The 25,722-nt window shown below is 56.3% G+C and carries 22 protein-coding genes; 15 read left to right on the top strand and 7 right to left on the bottom strand.

Features of this window, described 5'->3' with window-relative positions; translation table 11 throughout:
* The first annotated feature begins 356 nt into the window (after nucleotides 1-356).
* Both K6L24_RS19620 and K6L24_RS19615 read left to right on the top strand, forming a co-directional pair.
* Nucleotides 357-1,613 (top strand): MATE family efflux transporter, encoded by a 1,257-nt coding sequence (locus K6L24_RS19620; RefSeq protein WP_062748113.1) that lies wholly within the window; start codon nucleotides 357-359, stop codon nucleotides 1,611-1,613.
* 8 nt (nucleotides 1,614-1,621) lie between these two features.
* Nucleotides 1,622-2,578: an ATP-grasp fold amidoligase family protein gene (locus tag K6L24_RS19615; RefSeq protein WP_062748111.1), complete on the top strand. Its 957-nt coding sequence runs from the start codon at nucleotides 1,622-1,624 to the stop codon at nucleotides 2,576-2,578.
* A 57-nt stretch (nucleotides 2,579-2,635) separates the two neighbouring features.
* Here the strand turns inward: K6L24_RS19615 and K6L24_RS19610 are convergent, their stop codons facing one another.
* Complete coding sequence (locus tag K6L24_RS19610) at nucleotides 2,636-2,917, bottom strand: YjcB family protein (protein WP_062748109.1); 282 nt, start codon at nucleotides 2,915-2,917, stop codon at nucleotides 2,636-2,638.
* A gap of 490 nt (nucleotides 2,918-3,407) precedes the next feature.
* On the opposite strand from K6L24_RS19610, the gene dgcN reads away from it, so the two are divergent.
* Nucleotides 3,408-4,706 carry a diguanylate cyclase DgcN/YfiN gene (gene dgcN, locus K6L24_RS19605; protein WP_062748104.1) on the top strand — a complete coding sequence of 433 codons (1,299 nt, stop codon included), beginning with the start codon at nucleotides 3,408-3,410 and terminating at the stop codon, nucleotides 4,704-4,706.
* A 3-nt stretch (nucleotides 4,707-4,709) separates the two neighbouring features.
* Here the strand turns inward: dgcN and soxS are convergent, their stop codons facing one another.
* Nucleotides 4,710-5,135, bottom strand: a complete 426-nt coding sequence (gene soxS / locus K6L24_RS19600) for a superoxide response transcriptional regulator SoxS (protein WP_062748102.1) — start codon at nucleotides 5,133-5,135, stop codon at nucleotides 4,710-4,712.
* 90 nt (nucleotides 5,136-5,225) lie between these two features.
* On the opposite strand from soxS, the gene soxR reads away from it, so the two are divergent.
* The 4 genes from soxR to K6L24_RS19580 all read left to right on the top strand — a co-directional run bounded on the left by soxR (nucleotide 5,226) and on the right by K6L24_RS19580 (nucleotide 9,937).
* On the top strand, nucleotides 5,226-5,693 hold the full coding sequence (soxR, locus tag K6L24_RS19595; RefSeq protein ID WP_062748100.1) for a redox-sensitive transcriptional activator SoxR: 468 nt from the start codon (nucleotides 5,226-5,228) through the stop codon (nucleotides 5,691-5,693).
* Between the two features lie 30 nt (nucleotides 5,694-5,723).
* Nucleotides 5,724-6,386 carry a glutathione S-transferase family protein gene (locus tag K6L24_RS19590; protein ID WP_118664915.1) on the top strand — a complete coding sequence of 221 codons (663 nt, stop codon included), beginning with the start codon at nucleotides 5,724-5,726 and terminating at the stop codon, nucleotides 6,384-6,386.
* Nucleotides 6,387-6,764: 378 nt separating this feature from the next.
* Nucleotides 6,765-8,114, top strand: a complete 1,350-nt coding sequence (locus K6L24_RS19585) for an NCS2 family permease (protein ID WP_062748096.1) — start codon at nucleotides 6,765-6,767, stop codon at nucleotides 8,112-8,114.
* Nucleotides 8,115-8,287: 173 nt separating this feature from the next.
* Entirely contained in the window at nucleotides 8,288-9,937 is a 1,650-nt protein-coding gene (locus K6L24_RS19580; protein ID WP_062748094.1) for a Na+/H+ antiporter, read from the top strand.
* 84 nt (nucleotides 9,938-10,021) lie between these two features.
* On the opposite strand, the gene K6L24_RS19575 is transcribed toward K6L24_RS19580, so the two are convergent.
* Nucleotides 10,022-10,924 carry a LysR family transcriptional regulator gene (locus K6L24_RS19575; protein ID WP_062748092.1) on the bottom strand — a complete coding sequence of 301 codons (903 nt, stop codon included), beginning with the start codon at nucleotides 10,922-10,924 and terminating at the stop codon, nucleotides 10,022-10,024.
* A 107-nt stretch (nucleotides 10,925-11,031) separates the two neighbouring features.
* On the opposite strand from K6L24_RS19575, the gene K6L24_RS19570 reads away from it, so the two are divergent.
* The 3 genes from K6L24_RS19570 to K6L24_RS19560 all read left to right on the top strand — a co-directional run bounded on the left by K6L24_RS19570 (nucleotide 11,032) and on the right by K6L24_RS19560 (nucleotide 12,837).
* A complete protein-coding gene (locus K6L24_RS19570) occupies nucleotides 11,032-11,460 on the top strand; it encodes a CidA/LrgA family protein (RefSeq protein WP_118664913.1) in 429 nt (142 codons plus the stop codon).
* Entirely contained in the window at nucleotides 11,453-12,151 is a 699-nt protein-coding gene (locus tag K6L24_RS19565) for an LrgB family protein (RefSeq protein WP_062748088.1), read from the top strand. The genes K6L24_RS19570 and K6L24_RS19565 overlap by 8 nt, the downstream gene beginning before the upstream one ends.
* Nucleotides 12,152-12,291: 140 nt before the next feature.
* On the top strand, nucleotides 12,292-12,837 hold the full coding sequence (locus tag K6L24_RS19560) for a YfaZ family outer membrane protein (protein ID WP_062748087.1): 546 nt from the start codon (nucleotides 12,292-12,294) through the stop codon (nucleotides 12,835-12,837).
* Between the two features lie 89 nt (nucleotides 12,838-12,926).
* Here the strand turns inward: K6L24_RS19560 and K6L24_RS19555 are convergent, their stop codons facing one another.
* The 3 genes from K6L24_RS19555 to acs all read right to left on the bottom strand — a co-directional run bounded on the left by K6L24_RS19555 (nucleotide 12,927) and on the right by acs (nucleotide 17,103).
* On the bottom strand, nucleotides 12,927-14,585 hold the full coding sequence (locus tag K6L24_RS19555; protein WP_118664909.1) for a cation acetate symporter: 1,659 nt from the start codon (nucleotides 14,583-14,585) through the stop codon (nucleotides 12,927-12,929).
* Entirely contained in the window at nucleotides 14,582-14,893 is a 312-nt protein-coding gene (locus K6L24_RS19550; RefSeq protein ID WP_062748086.1) for a DUF485 domain-containing protein, read from the bottom strand. Before K6L24_RS19550 ends, K6L24_RS19555 begins: the two co-directional genes overlap by 4 nt.
* Nucleotides 14,894-15,147: 254 nt before the next feature.
* Nucleotides 15,148-17,103 (bottom strand): acetate--CoA ligase, encoded by a 1,956-nt coding sequence (gene acs, locus K6L24_RS19545; protein ID WP_118664907.1) that lies wholly within the window; start codon nucleotides 17,101-17,103, stop codon nucleotides 15,148-15,150.
* Between the two features lie 524 nt (nucleotides 17,104-17,627).
* Between acs and gltP the strand changes: the two genes are divergently transcribed.
* The 3 genes from gltP to K6L24_RS19530 all read left to right on the top strand — a co-directional run bounded on the left by gltP (nucleotide 17,628) and on the right by K6L24_RS19530 (nucleotide 21,767).
* Nucleotides 17,628-18,929: a glutamate/aspartate:proton symporter GltP gene (gltP, locus tag K6L24_RS19540; protein ID WP_062748081.1), complete on the top strand. Its 1,302-nt coding sequence runs from the start codon at nucleotides 17,628-17,630 to the stop codon at nucleotides 18,927-18,929.
* A gap of 366 nt (nucleotides 18,930-19,295) precedes the next feature.
* Entirely contained in the window at nucleotides 19,296-20,840 is a 1,545-nt protein-coding gene (locus K6L24_RS19535; RefSeq protein ID WP_062748079.1) for a methyl-accepting chemotaxis protein, read from the top strand.
* A 162-nt stretch (nucleotides 20,841-21,002) separates the two neighbouring features.
* Nucleotides 21,003-21,767: an AraC family transcriptional regulator gene (locus tag K6L24_RS19530; RefSeq protein WP_062748076.1), complete on the top strand. Its 765-nt coding sequence runs from the start codon at nucleotides 21,003-21,005 to the stop codon at nucleotides 21,765-21,767.
* Here the strand turns inward: K6L24_RS19530 and leuA are convergent.
* Nucleotides 21,749-23,422, bottom strand: coding sequence for a 2-isopropylmalate synthase (gene leuA, locus K6L24_RS19525; protein ID WP_062748074.1), 1,674 nt, complete (start codon nucleotides 23,420-23,422; stop codon nucleotides 21,749-21,751). The two genes, K6L24_RS19530 and leuA, sit on opposite strands and share 19 nt — an antisense overlap.
* A 19-nt stretch (nucleotides 23,423-23,441) precedes the next feature.
* Between leuA and K6L24_RS19520 the strand changes: the two genes are divergently transcribed.
* Together K6L24_RS19520 and K6L24_RS19515 are read left to right on the top strand one after the other, a co-directional pair.
* Nucleotides 23,442-23,645, top strand: coding sequence for a hypothetical protein (locus K6L24_RS19520; protein WP_157076031.1), 204 nt, complete (start codon nucleotides 23,442-23,444; stop codon nucleotides 23,643-23,645).
* A 368-nt stretch (nucleotides 23,646-24,013) separates the two neighbouring features.
* Nucleotides 24,014-25,666, top strand: coding sequence for a dihydroxyacetone kinase subunit DhaK (locus tag K6L24_RS19515; protein ID WP_187509394.1), 1,653 nt, complete (start codon nucleotides 24,014-24,016; stop codon nucleotides 25,664-25,666).
* Nucleotides 25,667-25,722 lie beyond the last annotated feature (56 nt).

Below are 25,722 nucleotides of genomic sequence, written 5' to 3'. Positions count from 1 at the left end.
TCGATATTGGTTTTTTTGATATAGATTCGTCTCATGCCAGTACAAGACCACGGCGTAATTAGGAAAACTCCAACGTGCAGGGAAAAAAATGTGTGCTAACTTTAATCCCGGTCAAAGGGATTGAGAAAGCCATCATAGAAAAATTAAGACCATACAAAACCATAATCGACAGCATGGTCGACTGCTTCGCTTAGAAAACAGACTTTTAAAAATAAAAGGCACAATAAGGCCATTAAATATAAAATTTTTCGTTTTTACGTTCTCGCCAGCGTTCCACTGTGCGTAGTTGAATCAGTTGTGGACACGGATGTGTTGGTTTGCAGGGTTAGTGAGTGGGAAACACAAAGGATGCTTCGATGAAATACAGTGTGATGTCCAATGCGGCGTGGATGATGTCCGAAAAAATTGTGTCAGTGTTTGGTGTGATTTTTGTCACATCTTATGTGGCTAAATCGTTCGGCCCCGTTATATTTGGCCAGATAGCATTTTCTGCCTCACTGTTTTCAATTATTCAGACTATTGCCATTTTTGGTACTGAGACCATTCTTTTTAAAAGCATCAGTAAAAGCACGCCGAAAGGAATGCGACTGATGGCGGTGGCGAAGTCGCTGCGCCTGAATTTATTACTGCTGTTGTCACTGCCAGTATTGTTATACGTCTGGCTGACGATGCGCGAAAACTTTATTGTTTTTGCTGTGGCTTCTTTTTTTTCTGCCCTGTTTGTGACTCAGGATGTTTTTAGCGTTTACAATAACGCCCGCCTGGAATCACGAATGAATACGGTGGCGAATGCCACCGGAATGATACTGAGCTTTATCATTAGTTTTACTATCGCCTGGTGCAAACTGAGTCCGCTGTGGTTGTCACTTTCGATGGTCGCGGTCACGCTGGTACCCTATCTGATTAAGCGCAGTCGCTTCTATCAGGTCAACACTATCAGCCTGCCGCCACAGCATAAGCGTAAGAATTATCTGCGTTATTTGTTGTACGCGGGTCTGCCACTCGCCATTTCCAGCGTGTTTATTGCTGTGCAGGTAAAAACCGCACAGTTCTTTTTGCTGGGGGTGAGCTCGGCCCACGACCTGGGGCTGTTTACCGCGGCGAATACCATCTCTGCTTCATGGATTTTTATTCCAGTGGCACTTATTACATCCTGCTTTTCTGAAATTTTCAGAGAGCGTGCGGATGTGGCAGTTAAACTGGCTTCACGACTGAATGGTTATGTTATGGCAGTTTCACTTTTGATGCTCTCCGTTGTCACGCTGTTTGGTGACAGGATCATTAACAGCCTGTATGGGCAAGATTACACACAATCAGGAAATCTCATTACATTATTGTCGCTAGCGACCTGTTTTTCAGCAATGGGCACCGTAGCGTATCGCTACATGGTTAAAGAGGGTGGTTTCAATTACTTACTGGTGAAAGTGGTTCTCCTGGTCGTGATTGGTCTGGCCACGTCTTACTTCTTTATCCACGCCTGGGGATTAACAGGGGCAGCATGGAGTGTATTTATCACCGAACTCCTTTCCCTGACGATAATGAATTATTTCTTTAAGAATGGCGTCATTCTTAAAATACAGCTTTCCTCACTCAACTACAAAACCTACAGATGAGGTCAATCATGTTGAAGCTCAAAGCAGAATTGAGAAAGGGTTTTGTTTACCTGTTCAAGAAAATGCCTTGGTCTTACCAGGATAAAGTTTATTACTTTCAGAAGTTCAAAAGAATACCGAATATCCGGGAACCCAGACTCTTCAATGAGAAAGTTCTGTATCGAAAATATGTGACGGGAGACCATGTGCGCTATGCCAATTTATCGGACAAATTACTGGTCCGGGATTATATTGCTCATACCATTGGTGAGTCATATCTGATCCCGCTGGTTCATCAGACCGACGATCCGATTTCACTGCTGAGCTTGCCAAGCCTGAAGAATACGGTGATCAAACCCAATCATGGTTCAGGCATGGTTGAGATCGTGCTGGAAGAGCCGGACTGCATCCAAAAGCAGCTGCTGATCAAGCGTTGCGATGAGTGGCTGCATAAGGATTTCTCGCACCATGCCCGTGAGATCCACTATCGCTACATTAAGCCCCGTATTCTGGTTGAACAGTACGTTGGTGACGGTAAGTTTGCCGCCGTTGACTACAAATTTCATATGTTCAACAAGAAAGACGGTAACTTCGAATATGTGCTGCAGGTGATTTATAACCGGGTGGGGAACGCTGCGCTGTCGATGAACTTCTACGTTAACAACCTGAAGCAGACGTTCTATAAAATTCGTGACACCGGATTCGATACCAGCGCCGAGCTGGAGACGCTGGAGCATGCACTGGCGCTCAGTAAACAGCTGGCAGCAGATTTTGATTATGTGCGGGTGGACTGGTATATCCATGAAGGCAATATCTACTTCGGTGAGCTGACCTTCACGCCTGGCGCGGGCATGGTCACCGGACTGGAAAACGGTCTGAACCAGATCATGGGTGATATGTGGTTGCAGGATCGCCAGACGTCAGCGCTGCCTGAGGTCAAAGCCTCCAGCGACGTGCCGATGCCGGCGGTGCTCAAAAAGATCTAAACGTGGCAAGACATCGCCTGCCCGGTGAGTCAGGACAGCTCCCCGGGCTGATGTCGTTTACGGCATGGGCCAGTCGGCAGGAGCACGGCTCATCACCTCAACAAACACCTCTTTGGTGATATGCCAGAAGTTGTGCAGGTTTTCCATACTCAGCGTAATGCCCAGCAGCCCGGTGACAAACCAGCACGACATGCCAATACCGATGCCGGTAAAAGCAAAGGCCATCACGTTACGACTGGCTTTACGGCAGCGTACGTTGAAGGTACTGGCAAAAAACATCATCACTGCACTGAGCAGCTCCCATCTCATAAGGATAACGCTGGTGGTAATCGTCGCCATGCTGAAAAACTCCGGGGGGCCTGTCCTGACAAATCAAATGCGACATCACCCGAAGCGGAACCGGAGCTGCCAGGTGTGCTCCTTTCCGGTCTGACGCACAGGTCATTAAAGTGTGATGGCGATCACATTATATCATCCGTTTTTAAAAATTGAACAAAATTTAAACCTGGTATGGTAGATATTTTTTAGCCGCTAGTCTGAGTATTCTGTTAAGTCAAATTTATTGGTTTAAGATGAATCCGACGCTATTTAACATTGTGCGTTGACTTGATGATCTGTAGGATTTTTTCGCTAATGCTACTCATAACCCGGTTGTCTCTTTTTTCCCAGTGCTTTTCCCTGGGCCGGACAGCTGTCGGTCTAAAACAAGAATTATAAATATTTCTAATATAATTATCGATCTGCGTACAGCAGAAATCACCAAGGGGGAGTATATGTCTTTTCATGGTCACTCCTGGCTTCGCTGCCTTTCATCACTTGTGAACATCGGATGAACACCCTCAATCAGCGACCGTCTCAGACGGCACGTGTGCTGCCGACGATGGGCCAGTCGTTCCGGCGTATTCACCTGACGGTGATGCTGGTGTTCCTGCTGTGCAGTGGCCTTTCCCTGTCCGCACTGTCGATGTATGTGCTGCGCAGCTACGCGGAAAACAATATTCAGCTTATTGCCACCAGCGTCAGTTACAGCGCCCATAGCGCAGTATTAAAAGGCGATGCTGAAACAGCAAAAAACCTGTTGAGTGATATCGGCACCCATTCCGATTTTTCGGCTGCGCGCATCTATGATGCTCATCAGAAACTGCTGGTGAGCTGGCAGATGCCGGGAGCCAATGTGCACCGTGGCCTCAGCGCAGCCGTTGCAGAATGGCTGTTTCCAAAACCGGTCAGCGCGCCCATCATCCACCATCACAAGGAAATTGGCCGGGTCTGGATCCATGGCGACGCGACGCGCGTGCTGCATTATCTCTGGCAGGCCCTGCAGTGGCTGGGAGGCAGTCTGTTGATCACCGCCTTCCTGGCTTTCTATCTTTCTCACCGTATGCACGCCGGCATTTTACAGGGGTTGAAAAATATCGCCTCCGTCACTCATGACGTAAGAAAGCGAAGGGCGTTTTCCCTGCGCGTGCCGTCGGCGTCGATTGCCGAACTGGACAAACTGAGCGGGGATTTTAACGCCCTGCTCGACGAACTCGACCAGTGGCAGCGTCATCTGACGCGGGAGAACAGCTCCCTTGCCCATCAGGCACTTCACGACGGGCTGACCGGGCTGCCAAACCGTAAGGCGTTCGAACGCCGGCTTCAGGCCCTGCTGCTGGACCCCCATCGTCGTCAGCAGGTCAGCGTGCTGTTTATTGACGGCAACCACTTTAAGCAGGTCAATGACCGTTATGGTCATGCCGCGGGCGATCGCGTGCTTACCGTAACCGCACAGCGTCTGCAGGCTCGCCTGGGTAAAAACGATATGGTCGCGCGGCTGGGAGGGGATGAGTTTGCGGTATTGCTCACCAGCGCCGGTGAAGAAGACGAGGTGGCTCAGGTGGCCCGCCGCATTATCCGTGCGATGCAGCCGCCGGTTCAGCTGCCCGATGGTACTCGCGTGGTGCAGTCGTTAAGCGTGGGGGCGGCGATGGCGAAGCATCACGCGGTACCGGAGGCGCTGGTCGCTCAGGCCGATGCGGCGATGTATCACATTAAGCAGCAGGGCGGTGGCTGGTATCTGTCGCCGCTGCACTGGGGGCAGGAACCGCGGGCGATACCACCGCAGAGGCTGATGGCATCGCGCTAAACGTTAGCTGCACGTCGGACAGGCTTTCTCGTGGCCGGACGGGCTGAAGCGCGGTGCGACATAGTCACCGCAGTCAAAGTTCCAGCCTGAACGCTGCAGCGTCTGGCGACGCATGGAATGGCGATAGGCCGTCGGCGTCTGGGCGAACTGGCGGCGGAAGACCCGGGAAAACGTCTGCTGTGAGTCATAGCCATACTGCAGGGCAATGTCGAACACCGGACGCTGGGTCAGGCGCAGCGCTTCGGCGGCCAGCGTAAGGCGGCGTTCACGAATATAACCACCCAGCGTCTGTTTCGTTACGGAACGGAACATACGCTGCAGGTGCCACTTCGAATAGCCAGATTTCGCCGCCACTTCATCAATCGACAGGGTTTTTTCCAGATTACTGTCGATCCAGTCTGTCAGGGTGCTGATGATGTCGTCATGCATACACTTTTCTCCCGGGTCTCTGCGTCAAAGGTCGCGAACTCAATGGTAGCTGAGTATAATTCCTCAAGTTAACTTGAGGTAAAGCGCTAAATGAAAAAAATTGTACGCACTTCCGATAAGCGGGAACTGACCCCTGGTGACGTTGCCCGGCGCTGCGGCGTGGCGGTATCCACGCTGCATTTCTATGAAAGCAAAGGGCTCATCAGCAGCTTCCGCAATCCGGGAAATCAGCGGCGCTACACGCGTGATGTGCTCAGACGCGTGGCGGTCATTAAAATCGCCCAGCGCATCGGCATCCCGCTGGCCACCATCAGCAACAGCCTGATGCAGTACTCCCCCGGCAAAAGAATGACACCGAAAGAGTGGGCGCGGCTGTCGCAGCAGTGGCGTGACGAACTGGACAGGCGCATTGAAACGCTCACCCGTCTGCGTGATGACCTGGATGGCTGCATCGGCTGCGGCTGCCTGTCGATGGAGGACTGCCCGCTGCGCAATCCGAATGACCGGCTCAGTGAACAGGGTACCGGAGCGATCCTGCTGGATGTGAAAGGCGCTTAACCTTCTATACTCAGGTTTTAAGGAGCGACTATGATCACCGTACATCACCTGAATAACTCACGCTCACAGCGCGTGCTGTGGCTGCTGGAAGAGCTGGAAGTCCCGTATCAGATTAAACGTTATCAGCGGGAGGGTACGCTGCTGGCCCCCCCGGAGCTGAAAAAAGTGCACCCGTTAGGTAAAGCCCCAGTGATCACCGATGACAATCGCGTGGTGGCGGAGTCCGGGGCGATTCTTGAATATCTGGAAGCGCACTATGATATCGGTGGCCAGTTGAAGCCAATCGATGACGAAGCGGTGATCCAGTCGCGCTACTGGCTGCACTATGCGGAAGGGTCCCTGATGCCGCTGCTGGTGATGAAGCTGATTTTCAGCCGCATGGGGAAAGCCCCGGTTCCCTGGCTGCTGCGGCCGATCGGCAGCGCCTTTGGTAAAGGGGTGCAGAAGGGCTACCTTGACCCACAGCTCGCCACCCACCGTCAGTTTATTGAGCAGCATCTGGCCCGCAACGAATGGTTTGCCGGTAGCCGGTTCAGCATCGCTGACGTCCAGATGAGCTTCCCCCTGCAGGCCCTGACCGCGCGCGGTGGGGCCGCCGACAGTCCGGCTATCCAGGCCTGGCTGCAGAAGGTAGAGAGCCGTGCCGCCTGGCAGCGTGCGCTGCAGCAGGGCGGTGAAGTGAAGTTTGATTGAGTTCGTTCCTGCCTGATCCCCTGCACCCTGCCCGCATAGCCGTCATAAGAAAGCGCTATTAGGGGGCGGGGAATTCCCCCGCTACCATCTCTCACTGTGAACGACAGAGGGAGATGTAAATCAAGACTTGTGCAAATTTAAGCGATAACAGGTGTTGAATATGCACCATTAAACACCGGATAATCGTTTGCGCGAAAATACGCACTGCAATAACGCGGTTTTTACGTGGAATAGTAAACGTTTGCCTTTATCCGGTTTGTGCCTCGCCCTGAGGTTTTTGACACCGTGAATATTGTGCCAGGGATGCAAACGTTGACTACCGCTGGGATGCAGTGGTACCACGCCGCCATAACTCATAAGAATGTTCAGGGGATTACAATGTCAGCTCCTTCTCAACCGGCCAGCGGCTCTCTCGACGCCTGGTTCAAAATCTCTGCGCGCGGTAGCAGCGTCCGTCAGGAAATCCTGGCGGGTCTGACGACCTTCCTGGCCATGGTCTATTCCGTGATCGTGGTGCCCTCAATGTTGGGCAAAGCGGGCTTCCCGCCAACGGCGGTGTTTGTGGCAACCTGTCTGGTCGCCGGATTTGGTTCCCTGCTGATGGGGCTGTGGGCCAACCTGCCGATGGCGATTGGTTGTGCCATTTCCCTGACGGCCTTCACGGCCTTCAGCCTGGTGCTGGGTCAGCAGATCAGCGTGCCGGTCGCGCTGGGTGCGGTGTTCCTGATGGGGGTGCTGTTTACGCTGATCTCGGCTACCGGCATCCGGGCCTGGATCCTGCGCAATCTGCCGATGGGCGTGGCGCACGGCACCGGCGTCGGTATTGGCCTGTTCCTGCTGCTGATCGCCGCCGACGGCGTCGGCCTGGTGGTAAAAAACCCGGGGCCGGGCCTTCCGGTCGCGCTGGGCCACTTCCCGTCGTTCCCGGTGGTGATGACGCTGCTGGGTCTGGCGGTGATTTTTGGTCTGGAGAAACTGCGCGTACCCGGCGGCATCCTGCTGACCATTATTACCATCTCGGTGATCGGCCTGATTTTTGACCCGGCCGTGAGCTATCAGGGGCTGTTTGCCATGCCCAGCCTGAGCGATGCTCAGGGAAATTCGCTGCTGTTCAGCCTGGATATCCTCGGCGCACTGAAACCGGCAGTGTTGCCCAGCGTGCTGGCGCTGGTAATGACCGCCGTCTTTGATGCCACCGGCACCATCCGCGCCGTGGCCGGGCAGGCCAACCTGCTGGATAAAGACAACCAGATCATTAACGGCGGTAAGGCACTGACCAGCGACTCCCTGAGCAGCATCTTCTCCGGTCTGGTCGGGGCAGCGCCTGCGGCAGTCTATATCGAGTCCGCAGCGGGAACGGCGGCAGGCGGTAAAACCGGTCTGACGGCGATTGTGGTCGGCGTTCTGTTCCTGATGATCCTGTTCCTGTCGCCGCTGGCGTACCTCGTGCCGGGCTATGCTACCGCCCCCGCGCTGATGTACGTTGGTCTGCTGATGTTAAGCAACGTCTCCAAGATCGACTTCAGCGACTTCGTCGATGCGATGTCTGGCCTGCTGGCCGCGGTGTTTATTGTGCTGACCTGTAATATCGTCACCGGCATTATGCTCGGCTTCGGTTCGCTGGTCATCGGCCGTATCTTTGCCGGGGAATGGCGCAAGCTCAACGTCGGTACGGTGCTGATCGCCGTCGCGCTGGTCGCTTTTTATGCCTGCGGCTGGGCGATTTAATGCTGTTTCGGGGCCGGGTTCACCGGCCCCACCTTCAGATGCCACTGAATTTCCCCTCTTAAGGCACATCCTGTTTTTCAACGCTTTCCTAATTTGCTTTACTATCCCGCAGGGTATACAAATCCTGGGCTGCTTTTGTTCAGAGCCTTCGGAAGACATATAAAAAGGAACGCATGGAAATTTTCTTCACTATTCTCATTCTGACGCTGGTTGTGTCGTTGTCGGGCGTCGCAGCACGTATTATTCCCTTTCAGATCCCTCTGCCGCTGGTACAAATCGCGATGGGCGCCTTGCTGGCCTGGCCGACGTTTGGTCTGCACGTCGATTTTGATCCGGAGCTGTTTTTAGTCCTGTTTATTCCGCCGCTGCTGTTTGCTGATGGCTGGAAAACCCCGACCAGCGAGTTCCTCAATCACGGGCGTGAGATCCTTGGCCTGGCGCTGGTTCTGGTGCTGATCACTGTGGTCGGGATTGGTTACCTGATCTACTGGCTGGTGCCCGGTATTCCGCTTCTGTCTGCCTTTGCGCTGGCGGCGGTGCTGTCACCGACCGATGCTGTCGCGCTCTCCGGCATTGTCGGCGAGGGGCGCATCCCGAAAAAAATCATGGCGATCCTGCAGGGCGAGGCGTTGATGAATGATGCGTCTGGTCTGGTCTCGCTGAAGTTTGCCGTCGCGGTGGCCATGGGCACGATGGTCTTCACCGTCTCGGGCGCGTCGCTGGAGTTTATGAAAGTGGCGATTGGCGGCCTGCTGGCGGGGATTGCGATCTGCTGGCTGTACGGTAAGTCGCTGCGCCTGTTCAGCCGCTGGAGCGGCGATGACCCGGCGACGCAGACCGTGCTGCTGCTGCTGCTGCCGTTTGCGTCTTACCTGATTGCCGAGCATATCGGCGTGTCCGGTATTCTTGCCGCGGTCGCCGCCGGGATGACCATCTCGCGCTCCGGGATTATTCGTCAGGCACCGCTGGCGATGCGCCTGCGTGCTAACAGCGTCTGGCAGATGCTGGAATTCGTGTTTAACGGCATGGTGTTCCTGATGCTGGGTCTGCAGCTGCCGGGCATTCTGGAAATCTCCGTACGTCAGGCCGATGCCGATCCTAATGTGGAGCTGTGGGTGCTGTTTGCCTCGGTGGTGCTGATCTATATGGCGCTGATGATCGTGCGTTTCGGCTGGCTGTGGACCATGCGCTTTATCAGCCGCAGCGCGTTGAAAAAACGCCCCATGGAGTTTTCCAGCTACTCAACGCGTGAGCTGCTGATTGCCTCATTCGCTGGCGTGCGCGGGGCGATAACGCTGGCGGGTGTGCTGTCTATTCCGCTGCTGCTGAGTAATGGCAATGACTTCCCGGCGCGTTATGAACTGGTGTTCCTGGCCACCGGGGTCATCCTGTTCTCACTGCTGGTGGGCGTGGTGATGCTGCCGTTGCTGCTGCGCGGGGTGGAAGGTGTCGATAAGACGGTTCACCGTCGTGAGCTGCAGATGGCGCGTGCGGTGATGGCCGGTACGGCGATTGAAAGCCTGTATAAAATGGAAGAGCGGCTGACCAGTGACACCGAAGAGAACATCGATCCGGAGCTGATTAAAGAAGTCAGCTCCCGCGTGATTGGTAATCTGCGTCGTCGCGTTGATGGTAAAGAGGACCTGGAGCGCGCTCTGTTTGCGGAAAATCTGGAACGTCGCTTCCGCCTGAGCGCGCTGCGTGCCGAGCGGGGTGAGCTGTATCACCTGCGCGCCACGCAGAAAATCAGCAATGAAACCATGCAGAAACTGCTGCACGATCTCGATCTGATGGAAACCCTGCTGGTCGAAAAGGAAGAATAACCGCAGGGTATTTGGGTAGGGGCGACCTTCTTTTCTGGTCGCCCGTGCCGCCGGTTTGCGTGGTTTACGCCTGTCCCCAGTGGTTCACAATGAAATGCGTGGCGTTTCCCCCGGCCAGAACTCGCGGCAGCAGGTAATCCATGCCTGGGCGCTGCGCGACAGATAACTCCCTTCCCGCCAGATCAGCCCCAGCTTCCACACCAGATCCGACTCCAGCGGCAGCCACAGCAACTGGCTCTTATCCAGACGCTGGCAGATAGGCTCCGGCAGGATCGCCACACCCATTCCGGCCTGCACCATTGCCGCCAGAAAATCCCACTGTCCGCTGCGTACCGCAATCTGCGGCGTAAATCCGCTGGCCTGAAACGCCCGCATCAGTTGGCGATTCAGGGAAAACTCCTCGTTGTAGATCAGAATGGGAAGCCCCGCCAGTTCACTGATCGGCATATGGCTGCGGCGAAGCCAGGCGTCGGTGCGCGGCACCAGAACACAGAGAGGATGACTCATCAGCGCCAGCGAATTCAGGGGCAAATCATCCGCCACCGGCAGGGCGGTCATGGCAATATCCAGGCTGCCGGACAGCACGGCCTGTTGCACGGTCAGCCCGCCAAACTCGGAGATTTTCAGCGCCACACCGGGATAGCGCTGACGGAAGGCGGAGATCGAACCGGCAATCTGCATCCCGACCATGGGGGGAATGCCCAGGCGTAGCTCACCGGTTTTCAGCTCGTTGATATCGCTGATCTCCGCCTCCAGTTGCTTAAACTCCTGCAGGATGGTGACTCCGCGCTGGTACACCGCCTGGCCGGTATCGGTCAGATGCAGCTTACGCCCCTCACGGATCAGCAACGTACAGCCCAGTTCATCCTCCAGCTGGCGCAACATCTTGCTGATGGTAGGCTGCGTGACGTACAGCTGCTCGGCGGCACGGGTAAAACTCTGCTGACGAACTACTTCCACAAAGTAGCGCAGGGCGCGAACGTCCATAATCATTCCTGTCTGGCATAGTTGGGATAATATTAAGTCATTTTTTTCACCCTTTGTTACCGCTTTATACTCTTTCCCATAAAAACATTTTAAGAGGGAAAAACAGCATGGCACTGGCGATACGTCCACAGGGTTCGGCCTGGCTGCAGCGGGTGCAGGTTCCGCTTCAGGTGGCGCTGTATGTCGGGCTTTTTCTGGCGTCAGAGCAGTTAGTGAACTGGCTGCATCTGCCGCTGCCCGCCAATATTGTCGGCATGTTACTGCTGCTGGCGATGATTATGCTGCGCGTACTGCCGCTGGGCTGGGTGAAAGCGGGAGCCAGCTGGCTGCTGGCCGAAATGCTGCTGTTCTTTGTCCCGGCGGTCGTGGCGGTGGTGAACTACGGCGATCTACTGCGGGTGGAAGGCTGGCGCATTCTGCTGGTGATCGGCCTCAGTACGCTGCTGGTGCTGGCGGCAACCTCACTGGTGGTGGAGCGCGTATACCGCTTTGAACTGTGGCTTGCCGCCCGTAAGCAGGGGAAAAACGATGCGTGATTTTATTCTCAGTATCGTCTGCCTGCTTGCCACACTGGTGGTTTACTTCCTCAATAAGCGACTCTACCGTCGCTGGCACCGGCTGCTGCTGATGCCACTGGTGATGACACCGATGGTGCTGGTCGCGCTGCTGCTGGTTGCCCATATCTCCTGGCAGGACTACATCGGTGAAAGCCGCTGGCTGCTGTGGCTGCTTGGCCCGGCCACGCTGGCATTCGCGGTGCCGGTTTATGAAAACATGGCGATCATTCGCCGTCACTGGCTCTCCCTCAGTGCCGGTGTGATCACTGCGACGACCGTGGCGGTGTGCAGTTCGGTATGGCTGGCGCAGATGCTGGCCCTGCCGGAAGCCATCCAGCGCAGTCTGGCGGTACGCTCTATCACCACGCCCTTTGCGCTGGCGGCAGCGAAGCAGCTGGGCGGTCAGCCGGATCTGGTGGCGCTGTTTGTGGTGATCACCGGGGTGTTTGGCATGGCGGTGGGCGACCTGCTGTTCCTGCGTCTGGCGATCAAACAGGGTCTGGCGAAGGGCGCCGGGTTCGGTGCGGCTTCGCACGGTGCGGGGACAGCAAGGGCCTATGAGATGGGGCAGCAGGAGGGTGTCGTGTCCAGCCTGGTGATGATGTTATCGGGTGTGGTCACGGTGGTGATTGCGCCGGTCATTGGCCATATTATGTGGGCCGTGAGTTAAATAAACGGTTTTCAGCGCTTTTGTAAGGTTACTCAAATTCACATTGATTCACGGCTTTCTCATATAATTTCTTTAACGGTTGGTTTACTCTGCAAGGCCGCCGCATCAAGGCGTGAGTAAATTTTAATCAGGAGAAAAAAATGAAAAGAGTGGCAATGACAACCGGCGCTCTGGCGCTGCTGGCGCTGGCAGGCTCTGCCCAGGCGATTGAAGGTGGCGTGAGTGTGGGCAAAGATTACACTGACGTTCACGTAGGCCTGGGTACTAATACCCCTGGTTTTGCACTTTCCGGTGACTGGCTGCGCAGCGATCACGACGGTAACGTAGAAAGCCTGGGTCTGGGCTACAACGTGGCTGTCGGTGATGTGTTCCTGTCTCCCACTGTTAAAGCGATGTCAACTAACCCGAAAGACTCCAAAGATGGCTACGGTGTGGCTATCGGTGGCGGCGTGCGAGTCCCGGTGACTAACATGTTCAACGTGTACGGTGAATACTTCTGGTCTCCGGACTCGTTCTCCAGCCATATCGATAACTACCAGGAAGCGTCCGCAGGCGTGAGCTTCCAGCCTATCTCGCTGGTGGATGTGAGCGTGGGTTACAAGTACATGACGATGAACGGTAAAGATGGCCGTAAAGATAACGTCGTGGCTGATGGCCCTTATGTGGGTGCTGCTGTTCATTTCTGACAGCGCGGGCGGACCGAAACAGCCGGTCCGCCCCTGTGAACCACTACGGTGCGGACCGTGACACCCGGTCCGCACCTGTCTCTCTGGTATTAATGACCTTTCCCGCCTTCAATGCCGATCCCCGTCTGTGAACGAACAAACTGCGCCTGGAAGCGCTGACGCTCCTCCGCACCGGATGCCGAGCTGTCGGTCACCGAGAACAGCCAGGTACCGATAAACGCCGCCAGCATCGAGAACAGCGCCGGATACTCATACGGGAACACCGCTTTCGCATTGCCCAGCACCTGTACCCATACCGTCGGGCCGAGGATCATCAGCAGCACCGCCGTCAGCAGGCCCAGCCAGCCGCCAATCATCGCTCCGCGCGTGGTGAGTTTTGACCAGTACATCGACAGTAAAATAATCGGGAAGTTACAGCTGGCGGCAATCGAGAACGCCAGCCCGACCATAAAGGCGATGTTTTGCTTTTCAAACATAATCCCCAGCAGGATCGCCACAATGCCCAGCAGCACGACGGTTATTTTTGACACCCGCAGCTCATCTTTTTCAGTGGCCTGCCCCTTACGGAACACGCTGGCATACAGGTCATGAGACACGGCGGAAGCCCCCGCCAGCGTCAGTCCGGCGACTACCGCCAGAATGGTGGCGAAGGCCACGGCAGAGATAAAGCCGAGGAACAGGCTGCCGCCCACCGCGTCCGCCAGATGCACCGCCGCCATATTGTTACCGCCGATCAGCGCGCCGGTGGCGTCTTTAAACGCCGGGTTCGCCCCAACCAGCAGAATGGCCCCAAAGCCGATAATAAAGGTCAGGAAGTAGAAGTAACCCATAAAGCCGGTGGCCCAGAATACGCTCTTACGTGCTTCCCGCGCGTCGCTGACGGTGAAGAAGCGCATCAGAATGTGCGGTAAACCTGCTGTACCGAACATCAGACCCAACCCGAGCGAAAGAGCCGAAATCGGATCGTGTACCAGCCCGCCGGGGCTCATGATCGCAATCCCTTTCGGGTGAACCTTGATGGCTTCGGTAAACAGCGTATTGAAACTGAAACCGACCGTTTTCATCACCATAATGGCCATAAAGCTGGCCCCAAACAGCAGCAGGACGGCTTTAATAATCTGTACCCAGGTGGTGGCCAGCATGCCGCCAAACAGCACGTACATCACCATCAGGATACCGACCAGCACCACCGCCACGTGATAATCCAGGCCGAACAGCAGCTGGATCAGCTTGCCTGCGCCGACCATCTGCGCAATCAGATAGAGCGCCACTACCACCAGGGAACCACAGGCCGAAAGCGTGCGGATCGGCTTCTGTTTCAGGCGGTAAGAGGCCACATCGGCAAAGGTATAACGCCCGAGGTTACGCAGGCGCTCGGCGATCAGGAACAGAATAATCGGCCAGCCGACCAGGAAGCCGAGGGAGTAGATCAGTCCGTCGTAGCCGGAAGTATAAACCAGTGCCGAAATCCCCAAAAACGAGGCGGCAGACATAAAGTCTCCGGCCATCGCCAGGCCATTCTGGAAGCCGGTAATATTGCCGCCCGCCGTATAGTAGTCGCTGCGTGACCGGGTACGCTTGGAGGCCCAGTAGGTGATCCCCAACGTAAAAGCGACGAAAATCAGGAACATGATAATCGCTTCGACGTTGGTGGGCTGGCGCTCAACCGCACCGCTGATGGCATCCGCCGCCAGCACGCCGCAGGGCAGCAGGGCCGCCAGCGCAAAGAACAGATGGCGTGATTTCATCCTTTCACCTCATTCAGCAGTTCGCGGGTCAGACGGTCGAACTCGCCGTTTGCACGCCAGACATACACGCCGGTCAGCAGGAAGGAGATCACAATGAGGCCTACGCCAATGGGAATACCGCGCGTCACATTCGTTCCTTCATGAAGCGGGGTGCCGAGCCAGGCGGGCGCGAAAGCAATCAGTAAGATAAAGCCGACATACAGCACCAGCATAATGACGGACAGCAGGGTGGCAAAGCTCTGGCGTTTCCTCACCAGCTCTTTAAAACGTGCGCTCTTTTCTATTCTTTGATAAAGGACATCGTTCATTGTCATATCTCCAGAGGTATTTCCCCCTTCATCCCTGCCGCCGAAGTGGTACAGGCCTGAGCTATTTTCCAGGTGACTTATGTGAATAAGTCCCCGGGAGTTCATCGCTTTACCGCCTTGCTGCAGCGTCAGTAACTGAGGGGAAATGTGAAATATAGTTTTTATAATTTCCTGGTTCGGACAAGATTAAGACCTGATACGGCAGGGCTGCTCTGCGGCAGTTTAAGAACAGGGGCACAGAGGCCCCCGTCGTGTTATGGCATTTTAATCGACTGCTTCTCTTCGAGTAATTTCTCGACCACGCCAGGATCGGCGAGGGTTGAGGTATCACCAAGATTACTGGTATCCCCGGCGGCGATTTTGCGCAGAATACGGCGCATGATTTTGCCGGAGCGGGTTTTGGGTAAGGAGTCCGTCCAGTGCAGCACATCCGGGGTGGCTATCGGGCCGATCTCTTTACGCACCCAGTTACGCACTTCGGTATACAGTTCTGGTGACGGCTCTTCACCGTGGTTAAGCGTAATGTAGGCATAAATTGCCTGGCCTTTCAGCCCGTGCGGGATGCCGACCACCGCCGCTTCTGCAATCAGCGGGTGCGACACCAGGGCTGATTCGATCTCCGCAGTACCCAGACGGTGGCCGGAGACATTGAGCACATCATCGACGCGTCCGGTGATCCAGTAATAGCCCTCTTCATCACGGCGTGCGCCGTCGCCGCTGAAGTACATATTTTTAAAGGTAGAGAAGTAGGTCTGCTCAAAGCGCTCGTGATCGCCATACAGGGTTCGTGCCTGGCCTGGCCAGGAGTCGACAATCACCAGGTTACCTTCTGTGGCTCCTTCCAGGGCGTTGCCCTCATTGTCGACCAGCGCAGGCTGCACGCCAAAGAACGGGTTAGTGGCCGAGCCGGGTTTCAGCGCTGTCGCTCCCGGAAGCGGGGTGATCATAAAGCCGCCGGTTTCCGTCTGCCACCAGGTGTCCACGATTGGGCAGCGGCCGTTGCCGATTTTTTTATGGAACCACTCCCAGGCTTCCGGGTTTATCGGCTCACCTACGGATCCGAGAATACGCAGGCTGGAGCGGTCGGTGCCTTCAATCGCTTTGTCGCCTTCGGCCATCAGCGCGCGTACCGCCGTCGGGGCGGTATACAGAATGGTGACCTTGTGCTTATCCACGACCTCCGCCATACGGCTCGGTTTTGGCCAGTTCGGCACGCCTTCAAACATCAGGGTGGTGGCACCACAGGCCAGCGGGCCATACAGCAGATAGCTGTGCCCGGTGACCCAGCCAACGTCGGCGGTACACCAGTAGACATCGTCCGGATGATAGTCGAATACGTACTTGAAGGTGGTTGCCGCATAGACAAGGTAGCCTCCGGTGGTATGCAGCACGCCTTTCGGCTTCCCGGTGGAACCGGAGGTATAAAGGATAAACAGCGGGTCTTCCGCCCCCACTTCTTCCGGCTGATGATGGGCGCTGGCTTTATTCACCAGCTCGTGCCACCACAGATCACGATCGTTTTTCCAGCCCACGTCTTTCCCGGTGCGGCGGAAGACCACCACGTTGCCGACGCTGGTGACGTTGGGGTTATTCAACGCATCATCCACATTTTTCTTCAGCGGAATGGCGCGTCCGGCACGAATGCCTTCATCGGCGGTGATCACCAGACGGGCGTTACAGTCGATAATGCGTCCGGCCACGGCTTCAGGGGAGAAGCCACCAAAGATCACCGTATGCACGGCGCCAATGCGCGCGCAGGCCAGCATGGCGACGGCGGCTTCCGGCACCATCGGCATATAAATAGCCACGACATCGCCTTTGCTGATGCCCAGCTCTTTTAAGGTATTAGCAAAGCGGCAGACGTCACGATGCAGTTCACGATAGGTGATGGTTTTGCTTTCGCTACTGTCATCCCCTTCCCAGATAATGGCCGGGTGATCGCCACGGGTGGCCAGATGGCGGTCAAGACAGTTCGCCGCCAGGTTTAGCGTGCCGTCCTCAAACCAGCGGATAGAGACATTGCCGGGGGCGAAGGAGGTGTTTTTCACGACGGTAAAAGGCTTAATCCAGTCCAGGATTTTGCCTTGTTCACCCCAGAAGGCATCGGGGTCCTGTACCGACTGCTGGTACATCGACGAATACTGCTGAGGTGCGATCAATGTATTTTCCGCAATGTTCGCGGGAACCGGGTAGGTATGTGACTGGCTCATAGCTGGCCTCCTTGAAGATTGTTAATAATATGTCAATCAAAGGTTAAGTGAAGATATTGGTTTGGCTTTGTTTTCTTTTTGCGCGGCAGATCACGCCATAACCTAATCTGATGGATCCGAACGCCCTGACGGCGTTAAAGATATTCATTTTGCGCAATAATCGTTGAGATACGCACGACAAGTCGCACAAAAAAGGCGCAGATAGACCATTTTGTTTCTGCGGGGTAATACGCTGTTTATGCATAGTGATGCTGTGATTGACTGAAATATTTCTATTTATTACAAAGAGTTATTATACAGGGCGAGCAGGCAGGGCTTTATCCTGTCCAGGGGGGATTAATTAGCCGCATCTCTGGCGGGGTTGCATTTAGGGCGTTGAAAATGGTACTGATTACGCGCCTGTAAATCAGGTATCAACCATCCATTACCTGCGAATTGCCCGATCCCGGTCAGCCTCCCTTGAGTGTTATTCACTCCGCATACCACACGCGGAAAGCAGGTTTTGTTAAGGAAACAGACACGTTATGAAAGCCGTAAAATTCAGCCTTGCATGGCAAATACTGATTGCACTGGTTCTCGGCATCGCCGCGGGTGCGATACTGCATAACCAGCCGGAAAATCGTGAATGGTTAGTCACCAACGTTCTCAGCCCGGCGGGTGATATCTTTATTCACCTGATCAAAATGATCGTCGTACCTATCGTTATTTCTACACTGATTGTCGGTATCGCCGGCGTAGGTGATGCCAAAAAACTCGGACGCATCGGTGTCAAAACCATCGTCTATTTTGAAGTGATTACCACCATTGCCATTGTGACAGGTATTACTCTGGCGAACGTGTTTCAACCCGGCTCCGGCATTGATATGTCGACGCTGGCAACGGTGGACATCTCTCAGTATGAAGCCACAACGGCAGAGGTTCAGGGGCAGCCACACAGTCTGGTGAGCACCATCCTGTCGCTGATCCCGCAGAATATTTTTGCGGCGATCGCCAAAGGCGACATGCTGCCCATTATCTTCTTCTCCGTGCTGTTTGGCCTGGGCCTCTCTTCCCTGCCGTCGGAACACCGTGACCCACTGGTGAAAGTGTTCCGTTCAACGTCAGAAGCGATGTTCAAAGTCACCAATATGATCATGCGCTATGCGCCGGTCGGGGTGTTTGCGCTGATCTCGGTGACCGTGGCGAACTTCGGCTTTGCCTCACTCTGGCCGCTGGCGAAGCTGGTGATCCTGGTTTACGTGGCGATCCTGTTCTTCGCGCTGGTGGTTCTCGGTGCGGTGGCCCGCTTCTGCAAGCTGCGTATCACCACTCTGATCCGCATTCTGAAGGATGAACTGATCCTCTCTTACTCTACCGCCAGCTCGGAAACCGTGCTGCCGCGTATAATGGAGAAGATGGAAGCCTACGGCGCGCCGAAAGCGATCACCAGCTTTGTGGTGCCGACCGGCTACTCGTTTAATCTGGACGGTTCCACGCTCTATCAGAGTATTGCCGCCATCTTTATCGCCCAGCTGTACGGTATTGACCTCTCTCTGGGGCAGGAAATCGTGCTGGTGCTGACGCTGATGGTCACTTCGAAAGGGATTGCCGGCGTGCCGGGCGTCTCCTTTGTGGTGCTGCTGGCCACACTGGGCAGCGTGGGCATCCCGCTGGAAGGTCTGGCGTTTATCGCCGGTGTTGACCGTATCCTCGATATGGCGCGTACCGCGCTGAACGTGGTGGGTAATGCACTGGCGGTGCTGGTGATTGCCAAGTGGGAAGACCAGTTCGATGCCAAACAGGCCCAGGCCTATGAGGCACAGCTAAAGGCGCAGCCTACAGCGTAACCCTCCTGCGGGCTGGCAGTTCTGACTGCCAGCCCGATCCCTTCCCGGTCAACGCCTTCCTTTATTGCTCTTTGCTAAAGCCCCCTGCTGACCTTCCCGCCTCTGGCTGGCCTGAATAAAGGTGTATTGCCAGTATCATAAATTTTCTCTGAAGAATAATACCCTGCTAAAAAAGAGGCAGTTTTGCTGACGCCGGCCACGTGTTTGCCAGCAGGGCACTGACGCCAATGTGGCTGGCTTTGTCGCCCCGATCACGCTATTTGCGTAAACCCGGCTAAAGATCCCTGGTTTCGCGCCGAAAATATAAAAAAACGTTACTAATATTCCCTGGTACAACTCCCGTTGATCCATTCAAGGATTTAACCCATGCGCAATAACTTGCCCGTTACGCAGCAGGAATATGAGTTCGGCGATGACGCCACGCTCATGTCGACCACCGATACCCGCAGCTATATCACCTATGCCAATGATGCCTTTATTGAGGTCAGCGGTTTTACGCCGGAGGAAACCAACGGCCAGCCCCATAATATGGTGCGCCACCCGGACATGCCGCCGGAAGCCTTTGCCGATATGTGGGCAACGCTGAAAAAAGGGGAACCCTGGACGGCACTGGTCAAAAACCGTCGCAAAGATGGCGATCACTACTGGGTACGTGCCAACGCGATCCCGGTGGTACGCAATGGCAATGTGCAGGGTTACATGTCGGTGCGCACCAAACCCGGTGAGGAAGAAATCCGCGCAACGGAACGTCTGTACCAGGATTTTCGTAACGGGAAAGCAAAAGGTCAGCGCTTCCATAAGGGGCTGATTGTCCGTACCGGCCTGATGAGCTGGCGGTCACTGTTTAAAACTCTGCCGCTGCGCTGGCGTATCCGCTCGGCGCTGCTGGCGGTATTACCGCTGGCCACGCTGGGCGTCTGGGGGCTGGGTCTGAGCCATACCGCGCTGGGGCTGTTTGCTGCGGGGATGGCGCTGCTGCTGCTGCTGGCATCGGCCTGGCTGGAAATGCAGGTCTCCCGGCCGATTGAGCGGGTCTGCCAGCAGGCGCTGCGCGTCGCCACCGGTGCCGATCATAAAGTGGAACAGATGGATCGGGTTGATGAGGTAGGGACGACACTGCGGGCTATTGGTCAACTGGGGCTGATGTTCCGCTGGCTGGTTGATGATGTCAGCGGGCAGGCCATCAATGTACTCAGCGCCAGCGACGCCATTGCCCAGGGCAACAGCGAGTTGAGCCGCCGCACGGAGCAGGCTGCAGCTAACGTCCAGCAGACGGCTGCGACAATGAACGAAATGACCGCCACGGTGAAGAGTAATACCGAGACCGCCGCAGAGGTTAACAGCCTGTCGATCAGTACCAGCAAGGCTGCCGTTCAGGGCGGGGAAGCGATGGCTGACATGGTGAAAATGATGGCTGAAATTACCGACAGTTCGAAGCAAATCGCCAACATCACCAGCGTGATTGACGGCATCGCCTTCCAGACCAATATCCTTGCACTGAATGCGGCAGTGGAAGCCGCCCGTGCAGGAGAACAGGGGAAAGGGTTTGCCGTGGTAGCGGGAGAAGTACGCAGCCTGGCCCAGCGCAGCGCGAAAGCCGCCAGTGAGATCAAAATGCTGGTAGAGAGCAGCGCCGGTAAGGTCAAATCCGGCACGCTGCATGTGAATGAGGCGGGTAAAACCATGGAAAGCATTGTTTCTCAGGTGCAGAACGTCACGTCACTGATCGCCGAGATCAGTGCGGCCACTGCGCAACAGGCCACGGCCATCGGTGAGATCAGCCTGGCGGTGGAAGATCTCGACAATATCACCCATCAGAACGCCGCGAAGGTGGAAGAGGGCGCGCAGGCCTCCGGCCGGATGACGCGGCAGGCGACGCGACTGGTTGAGGCCATCAGCGTCTTCCGTTAACCGCGCTGATGCCTGACCGCGTAAAAGGTCAGCCACGCCATCAGGTGGTGACGGTAAGGGCCGGCCGTACCGGTGAAAGTGATGATTTTCGCAGGGGCGACCTTTTTTTCCGGTCGCCCCTTTTTTTGCTAGGATGGTTCTCCATCCCGCCGTGAGAACGCCATGACAGCCACCCTCGACTTTTCCTTTGCGCACCGTCCGCTGATCCCCTACGCGCACGACTATCGTCACGGCGATGTTGAACCGCAGCATCATCATAACTGCGCGCAACTGGTGCATACGCTGACCGGTGTCGTCAGGGTGGAGACGGTGCTGGGGCACTGGATTGTACCGCCGGGTCGCGGCGTATGGCTGCCGGCCGGGGTGAAACATGCACTGCAGATGACCGGGGAGGTGGCGGCACGCACGCTGTTTGTCGATCCGCTGGCCCGTGCCGATTTGCCGGCCAGCTGTCAGGTGGTGCAGATTTCACCGCTGCTGCGCGAGCTGATCGTCAGCGCGCTGGATCTGCCTGAAGCTTACAGGCCCGCCAGCCGGGCCGAGCGCATCTATGAACTGATCCTTGATGAAATCCGCGTGATGACGGAGCTCCCCTTCAGCCTGCCGGAACCGCAGAGCGAGGCGCTGCTGGGCCTGTGCCGGGCGCTGCGCGCGGCACCGGGAGAGAGCTGGACGCTGGAAAACAGCGCCCGCCGGGTCAACGTCAGCAGCCGTACGCTCGCCCGGCGTTTTTATCAGGAGACGGGTCTGCAGTTCAGTGACTGGGTCAGACGCGCCAGGCTGATGGAAGCCCTGACGCGCCTGGCGCGGGGGGATTCAGTGCTGGCGGTGTCGCTGGAGCTGGGCTATGAAAGCCAGAGCGCCTTCAGCGCGATGTTCCGCCGCATCCTGGGTGTCGCCCCCAGCGACTACTTCCCGGCTGGCTGATGCTGCGCCACGGCGTTCAGTAGCGCCTGCAAAGAGGCCCGTGACACATCGCTGTCGATACCCACGCCCCAGGCGCTGCGATTGCCGGGGAAGATGCAGCGCAGATAGGTGACGGACCGGCTGTCGCTGCGCTGGCCGAGGGTATGCTCGTGATAATCCTGAATGGTAAACGCGATGTCCAGCGACTGGCGCAGCGCATCTGCCGCCGCCGACAACAGGCCGTTGCCACGCCCGCTGATGGTGTCATACCGATCGCCCTGGCGGATGCCCGCCTCGAAGCGTAACGCCCCCTGGCTGTCGCTTTCGCTGCGGTACTCGCCCAGTTGCAACGTCGGGGCTTCAATGCCGTACACCCGACGAAACAGCTGCCAGATGGCCGCCTGGGTCATTTCACGATTTTCCGCATCGGCCACCTGCTGCACCTGCTGGCTGAAATCCTGCTGCAGGGCGCGCGGCAGGGCCAGGCCGTGATTCTGTTCAATCATCCACGCTGCACCACTTTTTCCTGACTGGCTGTTGACGCGGATCACCGCCTCATAGCTGCAACCGATGTCCGCCGGATCCAGGGGCAGATAGGGGACTTCCCAGCGACTGTCCTGCTGCTGCTGACGGGCGGCAAACCCTTTTTTAATCGCATCCTGGTGGGAACCGGAAAAAGCCGTAAAGACCAGCTCTCCGGCGTACGGATGGCGGGGATGAACCGGCAGTTGGTTACACTGTTCCACCACGTCGACGACCTGCTTCATCTGGCTGAAGTTAAGCTGCGGATCGATGCCCTGGGTGTAGAAGTTAAGCGCCATGGTCACCAGATCGACGTTACCCGTGCGTTCCCCGTTGCCGAACAGGCAGCCTTCCACCCGGTCAGCCCCTGCCAGCAGTGCCAGTTCGGCGGCAGCAATACCGGTACCGCGATCGTTATGCGGATGTACGCTAATACAGACCTGCGGGCGACGGGAAAAGTGACGACAGAAGTATTCGATCTGATCGGCATAGACGTTAGGCGTACTCACCTCGACCGTCGCGGGCAGATTAATGATCATCGGGCGCAGCGCACAGGGCTCCCAGACGGCCGCCACGGCCTCACAGATCTCCAGGGCGAAATCGGCCTCGGTGAAGCAGAAGGTTTCCGGCGAATATTCAAAGGTCCAGTGAGTCTGCGGCTGCTCTTCGCAGCGCTGGCGAATGAGTCGCGTGGCGTTAACGGCCAGTTCGATAATCTGCTCACGACTCTGGCGAAACACCAGACGACGAAATACCGGTGCCGTGGCGTTATACAGGTGGATACAGGCCTGTTTTGCCCCCTCCAGCGCCACAAACGTGCGATCGATCAGATCGGCTCGGGCCTGGGTCAGCACCTGGATAGTCACATCATCAGGGATCATCCGCTCTTCGATCAGCTCACGCACAAAGTTGAAGTCAGTCTGTGACGCCGAGGGAAACGCCACCTCAATCTCCCTGAATCCACACTGGAGCAGCAGCTGCCAGAATGCTTTCTTACGTGCCGCATCCATCGGTTCTGCCAGCGACTGATTGCCGTCGCGCAGGTCAGTTGAGAGCCAGCGTGGCGCGCTCTTCAGCGTACGGCCTGGCCACTGGCGATCGGTCAGCGTGACGGGAGGAAACGGGTGATATTTGTCGGCGGGTTGCTGCAGCATCGGTCAGGCTCCTTGTTGGGTGAAGCCCTATACTGCAATGACGATGCCGCTTCTGGCTGGCGCAAAACTGACAACCGTGTATGAAAAAGTGACAACTGAAGATGAAAAAAAAGGAGCAAAAGGGAAAACCCTGCTCCTTTTACGCCCTGGTGTTGGCGTGGGTATGACGGGTGACACTGAGACTGGAAAGGGCACTGAAGATCAACGCCTTTTCAGGTTGTGATACGTATGATGGAAATCGGTAAGCGGCTGTTCTGTTGTACCGTCTTATCATCCACATTGAGTTATAAACTTATTTTTGTCTTCCCGCAGTTCATTTAATAGCAAATTGTGATTGATACTACAATTTCATTATGGCTGATCGGCTGTGGTTAATATGTATTAAAATATTACACAGCAGTAAGTTTTCTTTATTATCATTGTGATAGCCTGTTTTTCCTGACTGTGCCATGTTGCAGGTAAAAATCACCCGGCCTATTTTCAGTGTTGGCCCATACTGTAAATAAGAAATATCGCAACTATGTTGGATCGATTAAGGTTTTATTAATATATGAACCAGTAACCATTATTTTATGTGGATGAGGAGCGCGAATGAGTCAGTTTTTTATGAATCAAAAACAGCATGTAGTGAACGACGCGATTGAGGGCATTTTGCTCAGTTCCCCGCACCATAATCTTGGCCGTTTATCGCTGGGGCCGCAGATGCGTGTGGTGGTCCGCAAGGACTGGGATAAGTCGCGCGTCGCCCTGATTTCAGGCGGCGGTTCGGGGCATGAGCCAGCCCATATCGGCTTTGTCGGTCAGGGGATGCTGACGGCGGCAGTGTGTGGCGATATCTTCGCGTCACCCAGCGTGGATGCTGTGCTGCATGCCATTATCAACGTCACCGGAGACGCCGGCTGCCTGTTGATCGTAAAAAACTATACCGGCGACCGCCTTAACTTTGGTCTGGCGGCGGAGAAAGCCCGGGGCCTGGGTTATAAGGTGGAAATGGTGATGGTGCGCGACGATATTGCACTGCCGGAAAACCCGCAGCCACGGGGCATTGCCGGAACGGCTCTGGTGCATAAAGTTGCCGGCTACGCCGCCGAACAGGGGCAGACGCTGGCGCAGGTGGCCGCCGTGGCACAGCAGGCTTGTGACGCGACGTCATCTATCGGGCTGGCGTTCACCACCTGCCACGTTCCGGGCGAGACACGTGATGACCATCGCGTACCGGAAGGCGGAAGTGAGTTGGGTATGGGGATCCACGGTGAGCCGGGTGCGTCGACACTGAAAACCCAGAACAGCGCGGAGATTGTGGCAGAGCTGGTGTCGCGTCTGACGGCGAAAAAAATCGCGGGCCCCCTTGCTCTGATGGTTAATAATCTGGGCGGCTTTTCGGCGCTGGAGATGGCAATAGTGGTGCGTGAAGCGCTGCATTCCGCGCTGGGCCAGCAGGTGAAGCTGCTGATTGGCCCGGCGACGCTGGTCAGTGCGCTGGATATGAAAGGGTTTTCCCTGTCGGTGATGCAGCTGGATGCGGAACGCGAGACGGCCCTGCTGGCCCCGGTACAGGTCAGCGGCTGGAGCCCGGCGTTCGCGCCGTTCTCCGCGGCGGAAATTCCGGCGAAAACGGCCGCGCAGCTGCAGTCCGTCACCCCGTCTGATAACCCGACGGCGGCAGCGATAGTGAAGACGATATGCCAGACGCTGATCGGTCTGGAGAGTGAGCTTAACCAGCTGGATGCGAAAGTGGGTGACGGGGATACCGGATCGACCTTTGCCGCGGGTGCCCGTAGCGTACTGGACGCCAGTGAGGCCCACGCGCTGCCGCTCAACCAGCCGCATGCGCTGCTGACGGTGGTGGGGGAAAAGCTGGCCACCGTCATGGGCGGATCCAGTGGGGTGCTGATGTCGATTATGTTTACCGCCGCCGGACAGCAACTGGCCGCTGGCGCATCGCTGGCAGAGGCCCTGACCGCAGGCCTGGCGCGGATGCAGCACTACGGCGGAGCGCAGGTCGGGGATCGCACGATGATCGATGCTTTACACCCCGCCTTTGCCGCGCTGCTTAACGGGGACGACCTGACCCGCGTTGCGGCGGCGGCCAGGGAAGGGGCCGACAGCACCAGCACCATGCGCAGCGCTCGCGCCGGCCGATCGTCCTACCTTAACCAGGAAAGCCTGGACGGTGTGAAAGATCCGGGTGCCTGTGCCGTCGAGAAGGTGTTTGCCGCGCTGGCCGTGGCTCACCAGCCGTAGCCGCAGGGGAACGGGGCGACCGAAAAAAGGTCACCCCCTGCCGTTCATTGCCGGGG

Origin of the sequence: Erwinia persicina, from assembly GCF_019844095.1 — a bacterium.
GTDB classification, from domain to species: domain Bacteria; phylum Pseudomonadota; class Gammaproteobacteria; order Enterobacterales; family Enterobacteriaceae; genus Erwinia; species Erwinia persicina.
Note: the sequence above shows the minus strand (reverse complement) of the source record. Positions and strands in the feature narration are given on the sequence as shown.

Coding starts and splice junctions, on each gene's coding strand:
- K6L24_RS19575 (WP_062748092.1), bottom strand. CDS start 10,924: ATGGACGTTCGCGCCCTGCGCTACTTTGTGGAAGTAGTTCGTCAGCAG.
- soxR (WP_062748100.1), top strand. CDS start 5,226: ATGAAAAAAATTGTACGCACTTCCGATAAGCGGGAACTGACCCCTGGT.
- K6L24_RS19515 (WP_187509394.1), top strand. CDS start 24,014: ATGAGTCAGTTTTTTATGAATCAAAAACAGCATGTAGTGAACGACGCG.
- K6L24_RS19610 (WP_062748109.1), bottom strand. CDS start 2,917: ATGGCGACGATTACCACCAGCGTTATCCTTATGAGATGGGAGCTGCTC.
- acs (WP_118664907.1), bottom strand. CDS start 17,103: ATGAGCCAGTCACATACCTACCCGGTTCCCGCGAACATTGCGGAAAAT.
- K6L24_RS19555 (WP_118664909.1), bottom strand. CDS start 14,585: ATGAAATCACGCCATCTGTTCTTTGCGCTGGCGGCCCTGCTGCCCTGC.
- soxS (WP_062748102.1), bottom strand. CDS start 5,135: ATGCATGACGACATCATCAGCACCCTGACAGACTGGATCGACAGTAAT.
- K6L24_RS19615 (WP_062748111.1), top strand. CDS start 1,622: ATGTTGAAGCTCAAAGCAGAATTGAGAAAGGGTTTTGTTTACCTGTTC.
- K6L24_RS19585 (WP_062748096.1), top strand. CDS start 6,765: ATGTCAGCTCCTTCTCAACCGGCCAGCGGCTCTCTCGACGCCTGGTTC.
- K6L24_RS19580 (WP_062748094.1), top strand. CDS start 8,288: ATGGAAATTTTCTTCACTATTCTCATTCTGACGCTGGTTGTGTCGTTG.
- leuA (WP_062748074.1), bottom strand. CDS start 23,422: ATGCTGCAGCAACCCGCCGACAAATATCACCCGTTTCCTCCCGTCACG.
- K6L24_RS19620 (WP_062748113.1), top strand. CDS start 357: ATGAAATACAGTGTGATGTCCAATGCGGCGTGGATGATGTCCGAAAAA.
- K6L24_RS19530 (WP_062748076.1), top strand. CDS start 21,003: ATGACAGCCACCCTCGACTTTTCCTTTGCGCACCGTCCGCTGATCCCC.
- K6L24_RS19550 (WP_062748086.1), bottom strand. CDS start 14,893: ATGAACGATGTCCTTTATCAAAGAATAGAAAAGAGCGCACGTTTTAAA.
- dgcN (WP_062748104.1), top strand. CDS start 3,408: ATGAACACCCTCAATCAGCGACCGTCTCAGACGGCACGTGTGCTGCCG.
- K6L24_RS19565 (WP_062748088.1), top strand. CDS start 11,453: ATGCGTGATTTTATTCTCAGTATCGTCTGCCTGCTTGCCACACTGGTG.
- K6L24_RS19535 (WP_062748079.1), top strand. CDS start 19,296: ATGCGCAATAACTTGCCCGTTACGCAGCAGGAATATGAGTTCGGCGAT.
- gltP (WP_062748081.1), top strand. CDS start 17,628: ATGAAAGCCGTAAAATTCAGCCTTGCATGGCAAATACTGATTGCACTG.
- K6L24_RS19560 (WP_062748087.1), top strand. CDS start 12,292: ATGAAAAGAGTGGCAATGACAACCGGCGCTCTGGCGCTGCTGGCGCTG.
- K6L24_RS19590 (WP_118664915.1), top strand. CDS start 5,724: ATGATCACCGTACATCACCTGAATAACTCACGCTCACAGCGCGTGCTG.
- K6L24_RS19570 (WP_118664913.1), top strand. CDS start 11,032: ATGGCACTGGCGATACGTCCACAGGGTTCGGCCTGGCTGCAGCGGGTG.